Here is a 14935-nt window from a genome sequence, read left to right on the forward strand (position 1 = left end):
GATGATAAAAATAGAGGGGGGAAGTTAGGGAGAACAGATAGTGCGAGAGAACAGATATTGAACACATATCCATTACCAAGTCTGAGCATGGAACAGGCGCAGCACAAGCAGTTTCGTTTAGTTGATATTATTTGCCGCCATTTTCCCGGCGCGGATTTTCTCACCACCGGAGATTTAGGGCTGGCGCCGGGATTGAATCGTCCACAAGTGACACAACGAGTTGAACAGGTTATCGCAGATTTCTTTTCCGCTGAAGCTGCTGTGTTAGTGCAAGGGGCGGGAACCGGCGCAATACGTTGTGGGCTGGCGGCATTACTTAACGCGGGCGATAGCCTGCTGGTTCATGATGCGCCGTTATATCCTTCGACAGCGGTTACTGCCGAGCAAATGGGTTTGCATCTGGTACGGGCCGATTTCAATCAATCTGAACAGATACGGGCTGCGATTTTGCAACATTCGCCGGTAGCGGGGTTGGTACAACACACGCGACAGAAAATTGATGATGCTTATGAATTGGCAGAAATTATATCACTGCTAAATGCTGCATCACTACCGGCTCTGGTTGACGATAACTATGCAGCCATGAAAGTGGAACATATCGGTTGTGAATGGGGGGCTGCGTTATCGGCCTTCTCCAGCTTTAAACTATTTGGTCCGCAAGGTGTTGGTGTCGTAGTCGGCCAGCAAGCGGCAATAGAGAGCATCCGGCGTAATATGTATTCCGGTGGCAGTCAGGTTCAGGGATTTCAGGCATTGGAGGTATTGCGTGGATTGGTATTTGCCCCGGTGATGCATGCTGTACAGGCTCAGGTGAGTGAAACATTAGTGATCCGGCTTAATCAGGGAGTTATTCCACAGGTAAAACGGGCGCTTATCGCCAATGCGCAATCGAAAGTATTGCTGGTGGAGTTTTATGATGAGATTGCCGAACAGGTACTTCATGTTGCTCATAAGCTTGGTGCGCTGCCTTATCCAGTGGGCGCCGAATCGAAATTCGACATACCGCCGCTGTTTTACCGGTTGTCCGGTACATTCCGTCAGTCTGATCCCTCGTTAGAGAAACGGATGATAAGGATAAATCCCAATCGAAGCGGTGCTGAGACAGTGATAAGGCTCCTGAGTCAAAGCTGTGCACAGGCCGTCGCTTGTTGTAATAAAAGGCTAAAATAGAGGCAGAAGATTGTTCTGGATGCAGCAACATCCGCCACAATCGGCGGTATATATCGTCTGTCATCCAAAATATGTGCAATATTTTCTGAGTATGGGGAAATCGATATCAAGGCTTATAAACCTTGAATTAATGTAAAAGTCGGCGATATCATTAATTGCATTCCTAATTATCAATAAAATTAATCAATGAGGTGAGTAACAGTTAATAGTAAAATAAATCACTTATAATATAAAATGGCCTATAGATAGAAAATACCTTGGCGGCATATAGAGGTCATAGCCATTCTCTTTGCAAAGTGCTCGTAACTCTGTCAGTGAACTGACCGATAATTTTTCGTAGATACTTTCAAAATGTTTTTCCACCGAATGGCATGAAACATTCATTTCAATGGCCGTATCATTATTATTCATACCGCAGCAAAATAGAAAAATAACCACCCACTCTTTCTCGTTTAGTAAATCATTAGGTGGTCTGGGACAAGCAGATATTGGGGTATTATTCTTAATATAATGGGACACTGTGAAGTGTTCTATTTCTCTGGCATGGGAAATGATGCCCATACATTGATTATCTTCCCCCATTAATGGGTATTTCTCGCAAAAATAGGATTTAGGCGGTCGACCATTACCTTGAGGATAAGTGCCGACAGAGCATACTCGTTGCATACATTCTAAGACTCTGCGATCGTGTTCTTTAAAATAATGGGCGAAACCATTAACTGGTGTTGGTAATTCATAATCGGTATACCCGATAACATTAAAGTTTTCCGGTAACTTATTGGCTTTAATAAACTTGGTATTTGCGTACATAAAACGCGATTCCTTATCTTTTACAAACCAAAGATCAGGGCTTTTGTCCCATATATGTGTAAATTGAGGCGTAATCAAAGGGACTTCTTTTAATCCTGATTTATTCATAAATATCCTTTAAGATAATTATTGCTTTTTTAAACTATTGGATGGAAATTTTCCGTTGAAAAAAGCCTATTTCCATAGGGCCGTATATTTTATCAATAAATAATTAATAAAGGTAGTGTGTAGAAACTGGGAAATAATACGTAATCTAAGACAATAAAAACCTTTCTGGGATGTAATGATTAAAGTTGTTGGCACGGCAATATTCTTCCAACTGCTGACTAGAGTGAATCCCGATTTTACGATATATCCTTGCCGTATGTTCTTCAACCTCACGATAGGCGATATTCAATATTTCCCCGACCTGTTTTCCAGATTGCTTCTGTAGGAAGAGAAAGATAATATCCCACTCCCGTGGAGTAAAAAGATCAGAAGGTGGTTGGAGTAGAATGGATGAGGGTAATTTATCATAATATTGGTATAGGTAGGTCAATGAATACTCCTTGGCTTGCCACATATGGTACATAATTCCCATACAATTGCCATTGTTATGATAAAGAGGCAGTTTCTCACAGAAATAGGATGACAGAGTTTGCCCTTGCCCAAATACATGGGTTTCAAGTGAACAGACTCTTTCGCCTTTAGCCATGACATTTTTATCGTGGATAATAAACTCCTTGGCGAACTCAGCACCATCCCAAGGCAGCTCATGATCATAAAGCCCTTCATAATCAAACGACTCTTTAAAATTATGAATAAACTTCTTTGTAGCTGGATTACCGTAGATAAAGTTTGAAGAATTATCCTTTATTCCCCACGGTTCATTGCTTATTTCCATTGTATTAATAACTTGAAGTGATATTGCATTGTTCTTCTTCATATCAGTAACAATTCCTTCTAATCTAAAGGTTAAAGAAGCATTCTGGTTTTTGGATGGACAAAACTTTTTGGCATATAGAGATCATAATCATTGGTGCGACAATACTCTTCCAATTGGTAACTAGAGTGAACACCGATTCTTTCATATATTCGTGCAATATGGGTTTCAACAGTACGGTGGGAAATACTTAACATTCTACCGATTTGTTTACTAGTATACTTTTGTAGCATGAAGAAAATAACATCCCATTCCCGTTGGGTAAAGAGATTGCTTGGTGGCTGGAACATAATAGATGCCGGCAGTTTTCCACGGAATAGTCGGGTAAATGAGAAATCCTGTGCTTGCCAGCCATGATATATAATGCCCATACAGCTCCCGTCTTCATGATAAAGAGGATATTTTGCAAAAAAGTAGGATGACAGAATTTGTTCTTTTCCATGTACATGTGTCTCAAGTGAACATATTCTTTTTTCCTGTTTCACCACTTTTCTATCATGGGCCATGTATTCTTTTGCAGATTCGGCTCCATCCCAGGGCAATTCATGCTCATAAAGCCCCTCATAGTCAAAAGAACTTGAAATATTTTGAAGACGCTTACATGCCCGATTGACATAAATATAGCGTGTATTTTCATCCTTTATTCCCCACGGCTCATTACTTTGCTCCATTGTATTAATAACTTGAGGTGATATTACATGGTTGTTTTTCATATTGATAGAACTCCTTTTAATCTAATGGTTAAGGGAACATTCTGGTTTCTGGATGCACAAATCTTTTTGGCACATAGAGATCATAATCATTGGTACGACAATATTCTTCTAATTGATAACTAGAGTGAACATCAATCCGTTTATGTATACGCGAGATATGGGTTTCAACCGTACGATAGGAAATATTTGACATTCTACTGATTTGCTTACTGGTATACTTTTGTAGCATGAGGAAAATAATATCCCATTCCCGTTGAGTAAAGAGAGCGGTTGGTGGCTGGAACATAATATTTATTGGTAATTTTCCATGAAAGAGTCGAGTGAATGAGAAATCCTGAGCTTGCCAGCCATGATGTATCGTTCCCATACAGATTCCGTCTTCATGATAAAGAGAGTATTTTTCAAAAAAATAAAAGGAAAGAATTTGTTCTTTTTCAAATGTACATGTTATAAGTGAACGTACTCTTTCTTCTTTTTCTATCACTTTTTGATCATGAGTTATGTACTCTTTGGCGAATTCGGCTCCATCCCAGGGCAATTCATGATCATAAAATCCTTCATAATCAAATGATTCTTTAAAATTATGAATAAATTTTTTTGTAACTGAATTATCGTAGATGAAATTTGAAGAACTATCCTGTATTCCCCACGGTTCGTTGCTCATTTCTATTGTGTTAATAATCTGAGGTGATACTGCATAGTTCTTATTCATATTAGTAACAATACCTTTTAATTTAAAGAATTAAGGAAACGTTCTACTTTCTGGATACACAAACCTTTCTGGTACATAGAGATCATAATCATTGGTGCGACAATACTCTTCCAATTGGTAACTAGAGTGGACTCCAATCCGTTTGTATATACGCGAAATATGGTTTTCAACCGTACGGTAGGAAATATTTAACATTCTACCAATTTGCTTACTATCATATTTTTGTAAAAAAAGGAAAATAATATCCCATTCCCGTTGGGTAAAGAGTTCGGTTGGTGGTTGGAACATAATATTTGCTGGCAGTTTTCCACGAAATAGCCGGGTGAATGAGAAATCCTGAACCTGCCAACCATGATATATTGTTCCTATACAACTTCCGTCTTCATGATAGAGAGGGTATTTTTCAAAAAAATAAGATGACAGAATTTGTTCTTTAAAAAATTTATGAGTTACAAGTGAACATGTTCGTTCTTCTCTTTCCATTACTATTTTATCATTGGTCATGTACGCTTCAGAAAATTCGGCACCATCCCAGGGAAGGTCATAGTCATAAAGACCTTCATAGTCAAAGGAGCGTGAAATATTTTGAACACGATTACATGCCTGATTGGCATAAATAAAGCATGAGTTTTTATCTTTTATTCCCCAAGGCTCGTTACTCAGCTCCATTGTATTAATAACCTGAGGTGATATTACATGGTTGTTTTTCATATTAGTAGAACTCCTTTTAATATAATGATTAAGGGAACATTCTGGTTTCTGGATGCACAAATCTTTTTGGTACATAGAGATCATAATCATTAGTGCGACAGTATTCTTCCAATTGATAACTGGAATGAACTCCAATTCTCTGGTATATACGTGAGATATGATTTTCAACCGTACGATAGGAAAGATTTAACATTCTACCGATTTGCTTGTTGTTGTATTTTTGTAAAAAAAGGAAAATAACATCCCATTCCCGTTGGGTAAAGAGATCGGTCGGTGGCTGGAACATAATAGATGCTGGCAGTTTTCCTCGGAATAGCCGGGTAAATGAAAAATCCTGTGCTTGCCAGCCATGATATATCGTTCCTATACAGCTTCCATCTTCATGGTAAAAAGGGTACTTTTCAAAAAAATAAGATGACAGAATTTGTTCTTTTCCATGTACTTGTGTTATAAGTGAGCGCACCTTTTCTTCTTTTTCCATCACCATTCTGTCGTGGGTCATGTATTCTTTAGCAAATTCGGCTCCATCCCAGGGAAGGTCATAATCATAAAGCCCCTCATAGTCAAAAGAGCTTGGAATATTTTGAACATGTTTACATGCTTGATTGGAATAAATAAAGCATGAATTCTTATCTTTTATTCCCCACGGCTCATTACTTTGCTCCATTGTATTAATAACTTGAGGTGAGATGACATAGTTCTTTTTCATATTAGTAGAACTCCTTTTAGTCTAATGGTTAAGGGAACATTCTGGTTTCTGGATGCACAAATCTTTCTGGTACATAGAGGTCATAATCATTTGTACGACAGTATTCTTCCAGTTGATAACTGGAATGAACACCAATTCTTTGGTATATGCGTGAGATATGATTTTCAACCGTACGATAGGAAAGATTTAACATTCTACCGATTTGCTTGCTGTTATATTTTTGTAGAAAAAGGAAAATAACATCCCACTCCCGAGGAGTAAAAAGATCGGTCGGTGGCTGGAATATAATAGATGCTGGTAGTTTCCCACGAAATAACCGGGTAAATGAGAAATCCTGAGCTTGCCAACCATGAAATATCGTTCCTATACAACTTCCATCTTCATGGTAAAGTGGATATTTTTCACAAAAATAGGATGACAAAATTTGTTCTTTTCCAAATGGATGTGTTTCAAGTGAACATATTCTTCCTTCTTTTTCTATCACTATTTTATCTTGAATAACATGTTCTTTAGCAAATTCGGCTCCATCCCAGGGAAGGTCATAATCATAAAGCCCTTCATAGTCAAAAGAGCTTGAAATATTTTGTGCGTGTTTACATGCTTGGTTGACATAAATAAAGCATGAGTTTTTATCCTTGATTCCCCACGGCTCATTACTTTGCTTCATTGTGTTAATAACCTGAGGTGAGATAATATAGTTCTTTTTCATATTAGTAGAACTCCTTTTAATTTAATGGTTAAGGAAACATTTTGGTTTCTGGATGTACAAATCTTTTTGGCACATAGAGATCATAATCATTAGTGCGACAATATTCTTCCAATTGATAACTGGAATGAACTCCAATTCTCTGATATATGCGTGAGATATGATTTTCAACAGTACGATAGGAAAGATTTAACATTCTACCGATTTGCTTATTGGTATACTTTTGCAACAGGAGGAAAATAACATCCCATTCCCGTTGGGTAAAGAGATCGGTCGGTGGCTGGAACATAATATTGGCTGGCAATCTTCCACGAAATAGCCGGGTGAATGAGAAATCTTGCACCTGCCAACCATGATATATCGTTCCTATACAACTTCCATCTTCATGATAGAGAGGGTATTTTTCAAAGAAGTAAGATGACAGAATTTGTTCTTTAAAAAATTTATGAGTTACAAGTGAACATATGCGTTCTTCTTTTTCCATCACTATTTTATCATTGGCCATGTATTCTTCTGCAAATTCGGCTCCATCCCAGGGAAGATCATAATCATAAAGGCCCTCATAATCAAAGGAACGTGAAATATTTTGAACGCGATAATTAGCCTGATTAGCATAAATAAAACATGAATTTTTATCTTTTATTCCCCAGGGTTCATTACTTTGCTCCATCGTATTAATAACCTGAGGGGAGATTGTATAGTTCTTCTTCATATCAGTAAAAGCTCCTTTGTAACTTAAGTGTTAAAGAAACATTCTGCTTTCTGGATGTACAAACCTTTCTGGTACATAGAGATCATAATCATTGGCGCGACAATATTCTTCTAATTGACGACTGGAGTGAACACTAATCCGTTTATATATACGTGAAATATGGGTTTCAACGGTACGATAGGAAAGATTTAACATTCTACCGATTTGCTTACTGGTATACTTCTGCAATAGAAGGAAAATAACATTCCATTCCCGTTGAGTAAAAAGATCGGTCGGTGGTTGGAACATAATATTGGCTGGCAATTTTCCATGAAATAGCCGAGTGAATGAGAAATCCTGAGCTTGCCAACCATGATATATTGTTCCCATACAGCTTCCGTCTTCATGATAAAGAGGGTATTTTTCAAAGAAATAAGATGACAGAATTTGCTCTTTTCCAAAAGTATGTGTTAAGAACAAGCATACTCTTTCTTCTTTTTCCATCACCTTTTGATCATGAGCGATGTACTCTTTGGCGAATTCGGCTCCATCCCAGGGTAATTCATGGTCATAAAGCCCTTCAAAGTCAAAAGAACATGAAATATTGAGAAGACGTTTACATGCCTGATTGACATAAATGTGGCATGAGTTTTTATCCTTTATTGCCCAAGGTGAATTACTTTGATCCATTGTGTTGGTAATCTGAGGCGATATTACATAGTTCTTCTTCATATCAGTAAAAGCTCCTTTGTAACTTAAGTGTTAAAGAAACATTCTGCTTTCTGGATGCACAAATCTTTCTGGTACATAGAGATCATAATCATTGGCGCGACAATATTCTTCTAATTGACGACTAGAGTGAATATCAATCCGTTTATATATGCGTGAGATATGGGTTTCAACCGTACGGTAGGAAATATTTAACATCCTACCGATTTGCTTACTGGTATATTTTTGTAACAGGAGGAAGATAACATTCCATTCCCGTTGAGTAAAAAGATCGGTCGGTGGTTGGAATAATATAGACGCCGGAAGTTTTCCATGAAATAACCGGGTGAATGAAAAGTCCTGAGCTTGCCAACCATGAAATATGGTTCCTATACAGCTTCCGTCTTCATGGTAAAGAGGATATTTTTCACAAAAATAGGATGACAGAATTTGTTCTTTCCCAAATAGATGCGTTTCGAGTGAGCATATTCTTTCTTTTTCTTCCATCACTATTTTATCTTGAGTCACGTGTTCTTTAGCAAATTCAGCACCATTCCAAGGAATTTCATCATCGAAAAGCCCTTCATAGTTAAAAGAACTTGGAACATTATGAAGAGATTTTAATGCCAAATTAACATAAATAAGGCATGAATTCTCATCTTTTATTCCCCAGGGATCATTACTTTTCTCCATTGTATTAATAACTTGAGGTGAAATAATTAATTTATTATCCATGTTATTACTCCTTTTTTCTCTAGCTTTAAAATTAGATTTTTGATCTTATAAATCAATTTAACTCACGACTACGCCATAACCTAGGGTAATGCATGACCATAAAACTCTTCACAATCAAATAGTTGTTTAGAGTTATGAATAAGTTTTTTTGTCGCTGAATTATAGTAGATAAAGTTCGAAGAGCTATCCTGTATTCCCCACGGTTCATTGCTCATTTCTATTGTATGAATAATCTGGGGTGATATTGCATAGTTTCTCTTCATATCAGTAAAAGCTCCTTTGTAATCTAAGCGTTAAAGAAACATTCTGCTTTCTGGATGCACAAATCTTTCTGGTACATAGAGATCATAATCATTGGTGCGACAATACTCTTCCAGTTGACGACTAGAGTGAACACCAATCCGTTTATATATGCGTGAGATATGGGTTTCAACCGTACGGTAGGAAAGATTTAACATTCTACCAATTTGCTTACTAGTATACTTTTGTAACATGAGGAAAATAACATCCCATTCCCGTTGAGTAAAAAGATCGGTCGGTGGTTGAAATAATATAGACGCCGGAAGTTTTCCATGAAATAGGCGAGTGAATGAGAAATCTTGGGCTTTCCATCCATGAATAAAGATACCGATACATTCGTTTTCATCATTATAGATTGGATATTTTTCCGAAAAATAAGATGATAGAAATTTATCTTTCCCATATGTATGTGTTTCAAGTGAACATATTCTGTTTCCTTGTTTCATAACACTTTTATCGTGCATAACGAATTCTTTGGAAAATTCAGCCCCGTTCCAGGGGAGCTCACTATCATATTTCCCTTCATAATCAAATAAATCTGGGATATTTTGCATTTGTCTAAGTGCTGAATTACAAAAAATCCAACATGAGTTTTTGTCTTTGATTGCCCAAGGTTCATTGCTTTGCTGCATGGTATTAATAATTTGCGGTGAAATCATCTCGCTATTCATAGTATCATTCCTCTCCCTCGTCTTAAAATTCGATTATTGATATTTAATCTTATAATCAATTTAACTCACGACTATCCCAGGCTTTAAGGTAGTTCATGATCATAAAACTCTCCATAATCAAATGATTGTTTAAAGTTACGAATAAATTCCTTTGTAGCTGAATTATCGTAGATAAAATCTGAAGAACTATCCTGTATTCCCCACGGTTTGTTGAACACTTCTATTGTGTTCATAATCTGAGACGATATTACATAGTTCTTCTTCATATTAGTGATAACTCCTTCTAATCTAATAATTAAGAAAATATTCTGATTTCTGGATGGACAAACCTTTCTGGTACATAGAAATCATAATCATTCGTACGACAATATTCTTCTAATTGGTAACTGGAGTGGACACCAATTCGTTTATATATACGTGAGATATGGGTTTCAACGGTACGGTAGGAAATATTTAGCATCTTACCGATTTGCTTATTAGTATATTTGTGTAACAACAGAAAAATAACATCCCATTCTCGTTGAGTAAAGAGATCAGTAGGTGGTTGGAATATAATAGATGCTGGCAGTTTTCCACGAAATAGCCGGGTAAGTGAGAAATCCTGAGCTTGCCAACCATGATATATAATTCCCATGCAGTTACTATCATGGTAAATAGGTGACTTTTCAAAAAAGTAAGATGATAGAATTTGTTTTTTCCCATATGTATTAGTTTCAAGGGAGCATACTCTTTCTTCTTTTTCCATCACCTTTTGATCATGAGCAATGTATTCTTTGGCAAATTCGGCCCCAATCCAAGGTAATTCATGATCATAAAGCCCTTCAAAGTCAAAAGAACATGAAATATTGAGCATGCGTTTACATGCCTGATTGGCATAAATAAAGCATGAATTTTCATCTTTTATTCCCCAAGGATCATTACTTTGTTCCATTGTATTAATGATTTGAGGTGAAATAATTAATTTATTGTCCATATTATTACTCCTTTTTTCTCTAGCCTTAAAATCAGGTTTTTGCTGTTTAATCTTATAATCACTTTAACTCACGACTGTCCCATAACTTAGGATAATTCATGATTATAGAACCATTTATGATCAAATAATTGTGTAAAAGTATGAATAAATTTTTTGTAGCAGAGTCATTGTAAATAAAGTTCGAAGAGCTATTCTGTATTCCCCACGGTTTATTGCTCATTTCTATGGTGTTAATATTTTGAGGTAATATTGCATAGCTCTTTTTCATATTAGTAAAAGCTCCTTTGTAATCTAAGTGTTAAAGAAACATTCTGCTTTCTGGATGCACAAACCTTTCTGGTACATAGAGATCATAATCATTGGTGCGACAATATTCTTCCAATTGACGACTAGAGTGAACACTAATCCGTTTATATATACGTGAGATATGGGTTTCAACGGTACGGTAGGAAAGATTTAACATTCTACCAATTTGCTTACTGGTATATTTTTGTAACAGGAGGAAAATAACATCCCATTCCCGTTGAGTAAAAAGATCAGTCGGTGGTTGGAACATAATAGACGCTGGCAGTTTTCCATGAAATAGCCGGGTGAATGAGAAATCCTGAGCTTTCCACATATGATATATAGTTCCCATACAATCCCCGTTATCATGGTAAATAGGGGTTTTTTCACAAAAGTAAGACGACAGAAATTTGTCTTTGCCAAACAAGTGTGTTTCAAGAGAACATACCCTTCCTCCTCTTTCCATTACACTTTTATCATGAGCAATAAATTCTTTTGCAAATTCAGCTCCATCCCAGTCGAGTTCATCATCATAAAGTCCTTCATAATCAAATGATTTTTTAAAGTCATGAATAAACTGTTTTGTAGCCGAATTACCGTAAATAAAGCATGAATTCTTGTCTTTTATTCCCCAAGGATCATTACTTTGCTCCATTGTATTAATAACTTGAGGTGAAATAATTAGTTTATTATCCATGTTATTACTCCTTTTTTCTCTAACCTTAAAATTCGATTATTAATCTTGTAATTACTTTAGCTCACGATTACACCATAACCTAGGGTAATTCATGATTATAAATCCCTTTATGATCAAATAGTTGTATAAAAATACGAATAAATTTTTTGTATCAGAGTCGCCGTAGATAAAGTTCGAAGAGCTATTCTGTATTCCCCACGGTTCATTGCTCATTTCTATGGTGTTAATATTTTGAGGTAATATTGCATAGCTCTTTTTCATATTAGTAAAAGCTCCTTTGTAATCTAAGTGTTAAAGAAACATTCTGCTTTCTGGATGCACAAATCTTTCTGGTACATAGAGATCATAATCATTTGTGCGACAATATTCTTCCAATTGACGACTAGAGTGAACATCAATGCGTTTATATATGCGTGAGATATGGGTTTCAACGGTACGGTAGGAAATATTTAACATTCTACCGATTTGCTTACTGGTATATTTTTGTAATAGGAGAAAAATAACATCCCATTCCCGTTGAGTAAAGAGTTCAGTTGGTGTTTGGAACATAATATTGGCTGGCAATTTTCCATGAAATAGTCGGGTGAATGAGAAATCCTGAGCTTGCCAACCATGATATATCGTTCCCATACAGCTTCCGTCTTCATGATAGAGAGGATATTTTTCAAAAAAATAAGATGACAGAATTTGTTCTTTTCCAAAAGTATGTGTTAGAAGCAAACATACTCTTTCTTCTTTTTCCATAACTTTTCGATCATGATCTATGTATTCTTTGGCAAATTCGGCCCCATCCCAAGGTAATTCGTGTTCATAAAGTCCTTCAAATTCAAATGAACTTGAAAAGTTCTTAAGAGATTTTAATGCCAGGTTACCATAAATAAAGCATGAGTTTTTATCCTTTATTCCCCAAGGATCATTACTTTGCCTCAATGTATTAATAACTTGAGATGAAATAATTAATTTATTATCCATGTTATTACTCCTTTTTTCTCTAGCCATTGATATTTAATCTTATAATCAATTTAACTCTAAACTACCAAGAGTGACGAATCTTGCTGGGATATAAAGATCAAGTTTATTTTTTCTACAGAAATCTTCCAATTCTGCATGTAGTGGCAAATTAAATTTTTGGTAAATCGATTGAATATGATTAACCACATCTTCGGTACTTATCATTAACTCTTCACCGATTTTATCTTCATCTAATGAGCGCAGGGTCAGAAAGAGAACTTCCCATTCAGTTTGCGTCAATTTGTCATTAGGGGCGATAAATTCCAACGTTGCCGGAGGAGTTTTTTCATGGTAGTAAGCAGTAGAAAAGTTTTGGGTTTTGCACATATGAAAAATGATCCCAATACAATTGCCATCTTCATCACAAAGTGGGTATTTATTACAAAGATAGATTTGTTTAATCTTATGTTCTTCAAATGGATGCGTTTCCAGTGAACTAACGCGTTGCATTGTTTGAATAACTTTTTGATCCTGACTGTGGCATTCTTTTTCATATTCTGCAATAGGTGAAGGTAATTCACCTGTTGAAAGCCCGCTAATATCGAACTCTTCCGGCAAATTGAGTAGTTGATAAAAGGCGAAGTTGGCATAAATGAATCTTGATTGGAGATCTTTAGCTCCCCAAGGTTCATCACTGTTTTCCCACATATGAATTAATTGTGGAGTGATATTGTTAGGTCTGTTTTTTATATGTTGCATTGGTGACTCCTGAACGATTATTTCGGTTGTTATCTGACATGTTTGCTAACTAATTATACTTAGAATGCCTTGGTAATATAATAGAATATAATAACTTGCTCGTCAAAATACATATATTTATTAATTAAACCTTTTATTGTTAAACAATGAGACTTTTAACATTAATGAATATAACGTAAAGTACTATTTTGTATGGAAACATTTTAATTTGATTACTAAACAGTAAAATTAATGAATGGGATTTTTAAGTCATAATTAATTAAGTGATGTAAGTCAAAAACTTTCTGTCATTAACCGAAGTATGAAAGAGTGGTTGTTATAACGATGACCGGTAATAGAATGAAATAGAAGGTGTTATCTTTGGAGCAGAATAAAGGCGAAAAAATGGCATTTAATCGGAATAATATTCGATCAATTAAAGAATGCTTTTTAAACGGCATATATTGGTCATTTTAATCTGGTAAAATATATTGTGGAATTGTCAGAATAATCAACTATATGGAGTTTTCAGCCTAAAAACCGCGTCTGAATTTGTCTGCTGTTGGCAATAGTTATTCTTAAATAAAATTAAGGTTAGGTAAATTCTATGAAATTAAATTTTTGAAGAATAATTAAATAAAAAACTTACTTAAAATGGTATAGCTCGAGATATAAAGTTGCATTTCAAGTTCCACTTAGATGTTTGTCACAATCAGATTCTTACCCTATTTCTTGCGGTTTTTATCAATGATTTTCTGCTTTGACGATACTGGTGGGGTAACGTCAGAGACAAAATATTGACTTGATTTTCATCAATTTCAGAATATTTATATATTTTTTAACAAAAATTTTTTGTATTATTAATCATAAATTAATTCTTAAGTAGTAATAATATGGTGAAAATTTCGATTAGACCCACGTTTTATGTGATTAGTAAATAAGGAATGAATAGATGGCAATAGAGTATTATCTACTCGTTGGTGACAAAACCACCTGTGGTAAGCGTCCCGGCACGTATATTATTGCCGGTGGCATATCATATTTCGCGTTAATAACGACGTCAAAGAGCGAACAGCCTCCGCGGGGTAACAAACACCTGCCCGAACCGGATAAACCGCAGGATAAAAAATTACCGTGGTATAAACGGTGTTTAACGGTGGCAAAAATAAGGCCGAAGCCGTTGTTACCGCCGTGGCTGCAACTACCCGCAGTGTGGTGAGGCATTGCTGATGCGTTATCAGTGCTGGTCGCAGGATGGAGGTACTGAATTCGTTGACAGTCGGATTAATGGAACTGTTTTATTTATCAGGATTGAATGAGGGCGGAGAGGATTACTTAAATCGATATCATCTTAGTGAAATTGTCGAACGGTTCGATAAGGCACCGACTCGTGTTCATTTTTACTGGATCAGAAGATGAAAAAATCGGCAGGATGACGGCTCTGGGCTATCATGTCAGCCGAGAAAGTGGTTTGGATAAAGTAGGTAGTGATGCTCCCTATTCCTAATATGCTGCCGGTATATGTGTATTTGGGTGAACCACCGGTGAAATTGTTTGAAGTGGATTTAAGTTTATCTTTATAAAGCCCTTTGTAGTCAAAATAATTCCTGATTATCACTTAAATTCAGCTCCCATAGGCGTATACTTAAAATAAGTCTGTGTGGAGGTAAATGAAAATGGCTAAAAATCAGATTCAATTCCAAAAAGGCATTTCTATTCATGAGTTTATTTCA

Annotated in this window: 18 protein-coding genes; 2 read left to right on the plus strand and 16 right to left on the minus strand. The window is 36.0% G+C overall.

The features are described from left to right. The first annotated feature begins 57 nt into the window (after positions 1-57). On the plus strand, positions 58-1170 hold the full coding sequence (locus EAE92_RS01475; protein WP_214066811.1) for an aminotransferase class V-fold PLP-dependent enzyme: 1113 nt from the start codon (positions 58-60) through the stop codon (positions 1168-1170). A gap of 222 nt (positions 1171-1392) precedes the next feature. Here EAE92_RS01475 and EAE92_RS01480 read toward each other — a convergent pair whose 3' ends face one another. The 16 genes from EAE92_RS01480 to EAE92_RS01555 form a co-directional block, all read right to left on the minus strand. Beyond that, positions 1393-2088, minus strand: a complete 696-nt coding sequence (locus EAE92_RS01480) for a helix-turn-helix transcriptional regulator (protein ID WP_040152564.1) — start codon at positions 2086-2088, stop codon at positions 1393-1395. Positions 2089-2233: 145 nt separating this feature from the next. Next, positions 2234-2905 carry a helix-turn-helix transcriptional regulator gene (locus EAE92_RS01485; protein WP_214066785.1) on the minus strand — a complete coding sequence of 224 codons (672 nt, stop codon included), beginning with the start codon at positions 2903-2905 and terminating at the stop codon, positions 2234-2236. 29 nt (positions 2906-2934) lie between these two features. After that, positions 2935-3615, minus strand: a complete 681-nt coding sequence (locus EAE92_RS01490; protein ID WP_214066786.1) for a helix-turn-helix transcriptional regulator — start codon at positions 3613-3615, stop codon at positions 2935-2937. A gap of 28 nt (positions 3616-3643) precedes the next feature. Beyond that, positions 3644-4327, minus strand: a complete 684-nt coding sequence (locus tag EAE92_RS01495) for a helix-turn-helix transcriptional regulator (protein ID WP_214066787.1) — start codon at positions 4325-4327, stop codon at positions 3644-3646. A gap of 30 nt (positions 4328-4357) precedes the next feature. Next, the gene (locus EAE92_RS01500) at positions 4358-5038 is read right to left on the minus strand and encodes a helix-turn-helix transcriptional regulator (RefSeq protein ID WP_214038992.1); all 681 of its coding nucleotides are present in this window, start codon (positions 5036-5038) and stop codon (positions 4358-4360) included. A gap of 28 nt (positions 5039-5066) precedes the next feature. Further along, on the minus strand, positions 5067-5747 hold the full coding sequence (locus EAE92_RS01505) for a helix-turn-helix transcriptional regulator (protein ID WP_105395705.1): 681 nt from the start codon (positions 5745-5747) through the stop codon (positions 5067-5069). A 28-nt stretch (positions 5748-5775) separates the two neighbouring features. Then, positions 5776-6456: a helix-turn-helix transcriptional regulator gene (locus EAE92_RS01510; RefSeq protein WP_214066788.1), complete on the minus strand. Its 681-nt coding sequence runs from the start codon at positions 6454-6456 to the stop codon at positions 5776-5778. Positions 6457-6484: 28 nt separating this feature from the next. Then, positions 6485-7165 carry a helix-turn-helix transcriptional regulator gene (locus tag EAE92_RS01515; RefSeq protein WP_214066789.1) on the minus strand — a complete coding sequence of 227 codons (681 nt, stop codon included), beginning with the start codon at positions 7163-7165 and terminating at the stop codon, positions 6485-6487. A 30-nt stretch (positions 7166-7195) separates the two neighbouring features. Continuing rightward, positions 7196-7876, minus strand: a complete 681-nt coding sequence (locus EAE92_RS01520) for a helix-turn-helix transcriptional regulator (RefSeq protein ID WP_040152578.1) — start codon at positions 7874-7876, stop codon at positions 7196-7198. 30 nt (positions 7877-7906) lie between these two features. After that, a complete protein-coding gene (locus EAE92_RS01525; protein WP_105397802.1) occupies positions 7907-8587 on the minus strand; it encodes a PAS and helix-turn-helix domain-containing protein in 681 nt (226 codons plus the stop codon). Positions 8588-8667: 80 nt separating this feature from the next. After that, positions 8668-8850: a hypothetical protein gene (locus EAE92_RS01530; protein ID WP_246544943.1), complete on the minus strand. Its 183-nt coding sequence runs from the start codon at positions 8848-8850 to the stop codon at positions 8668-8670. Positions 8851-8880: 30 nt separating this feature from the next. Next, the gene (locus EAE92_RS01535) at positions 8881-9558 is read right to left on the minus strand and encodes a PAS and helix-turn-helix domain-containing protein (RefSeq protein ID WP_214066790.1); all 678 of its coding nucleotides are present in this window, start codon (positions 9556-9558) and stop codon (positions 8881-8883) included. Between the two features lie 295 nt (positions 9559-9853). Beyond that, positions 9854-10531, minus strand: coding sequence for a LuxR C-terminal-related transcriptional regulator (locus tag EAE92_RS01540; protein ID WP_214066791.1), 678 nt, complete (start codon positions 10529-10531; stop codon positions 9854-9856). Between the two features lie 298 nt (positions 10532-10829). After that, positions 10830-11513, minus strand: coding sequence for a helix-turn-helix transcriptional regulator (locus EAE92_RS01545; protein WP_214066792.1), 684 nt, complete (start codon positions 11511-11513; stop codon positions 10830-10832). A gap of 291 nt (positions 11514-11804) precedes the next feature. Continuing rightward, positions 11805-12485, minus strand: a complete 681-nt coding sequence (locus EAE92_RS01550) for a helix-turn-helix transcriptional regulator (protein ID WP_214066793.1) — start codon at positions 12483-12485, stop codon at positions 11805-11807. Between the two features lie 45 nt (positions 12486-12530). Further along, entirely contained in the window at positions 12531-13223 is a 693-nt protein-coding gene (locus EAE92_RS01555; RefSeq protein WP_214066794.1) for a PAS domain-containing protein, read from the minus strand. Positions 13224-14154: 931 nt separating this feature from the next. Between EAE92_RS01555 and EAE92_RS25160 the strand changes: the two genes are divergently transcribed. Beyond that, the gene (locus tag EAE92_RS25160; RefSeq protein WP_214066795.1) at positions 14155-14421 is read left to right on the plus strand and encodes a hypothetical protein; all 267 of its coding nucleotides are present in this window, start codon (positions 14155-14157) and stop codon (positions 14419-14421) included. Positions 14422-14935: the final 514 nt, after the last annotated feature.

Source organism: Photorhabdus hainanensis, assembly GCF_018448965.1.
In the GTDB taxonomy this organism is placed as follows: Bacteria; Pseudomonadota; Gammaproteobacteria; order Enterobacterales; family Enterobacteriaceae; genus Photorhabdus; species Photorhabdus akhurstii.

Coding starts and splice junctions, on each gene's coding strand:
- EAE92_RS01480 (WP_040152564.1), bottom strand. CDS start 2,088: ATGAATAAATCAGGATTAAAAGAAGTCCCTTTGATTACGCCTCAATTT.
- EAE92_RS01485 (WP_214066785.1), bottom strand. CDS start 2,905: ATGAAGAAGAACAATGCAATATCACTTCAAGTTATTAATACAATGGAA.
- EAE92_RS01490 (WP_214066786.1), bottom strand. CDS start 3,615: ATGAAAAACAACCATGTAATATCACCTCAAGTTATTAATACAATGGAG.
- EAE92_RS01495 (WP_214066787.1), bottom strand. CDS start 4,327: ATGAATAAGAACTATGCAGTATCACCTCAGATTATTAACACAATAGAA.
- EAE92_RS01500 (WP_214038992.1), bottom strand. CDS start 5,038: ATGAAAAACAACCATGTAATATCACCTCAGGTTATTAATACAATGGAG.
- EAE92_RS01505 (WP_105395705.1), bottom strand. CDS start 5,747: ATGAAAAAGAACTATGTCATCTCACCTCAAGTTATTAATACAATGGAG.
- EAE92_RS01510 (WP_214066788.1), bottom strand. CDS start 6,456: ATGAAAAAGAACTATATTATCTCACCTCAGGTTATTAACACAATGAAG.
- EAE92_RS01515 (WP_214066789.1), bottom strand. CDS start 7,165: ATGAAGAAGAACTATACAATCTCCCCTCAGGTTATTAATACGATGGAG.
- EAE92_RS01520 (WP_040152578.1), bottom strand. CDS start 7,876: ATGAAGAAGAACTATGTAATATCGCCTCAGATTACCAACACAATGGAT.
- EAE92_RS01525 (WP_105397802.1), bottom strand. CDS start 8,587: ATGGATAATAAATTAATTATTTCACCTCAAGTTATTAATACAATGGAG.
- EAE92_RS01530 (WP_246544943.1), bottom strand. CDS start 8,850: ATGAAGAGAAACTATGCAATATCACCCCAGATTATTCATACAATAGAA.
- EAE92_RS01535 (WP_214066790.1), bottom strand. CDS start 9,558: ATGAATAGCGAGATGATTTCACCGCAAATTATTAATACCATGCAGCAA.
- EAE92_RS01540 (WP_214066791.1), bottom strand. CDS start 10,531: ATGGACAATAAATTAATTATTTCACCTCAAATCATTAATACAATGGAA.
- EAE92_RS01545 (WP_214066792.1), bottom strand. CDS start 11,513: ATGGATAATAAACTAATTATTTCACCTCAAGTTATTAATACAATGGAG.
- EAE92_RS01550 (WP_214066793.1), bottom strand. CDS start 12,485: ATGGATAATAAATTAATTATTTCATCTCAAGTTATTAATACATTGAGG.
- EAE92_RS01555 (WP_214066794.1), bottom strand. CDS start 13,223: ATGCAACATATAAAAAACAGACCTAACAATATCACTCCACAATTAATT.
- EAE92_RS25160 (WP_214066795.1), top strand. CDS start 14,155: ATGGCAATAGAGTATTATCTACTCGTTGGTGACAAAACCACCTGTGGT.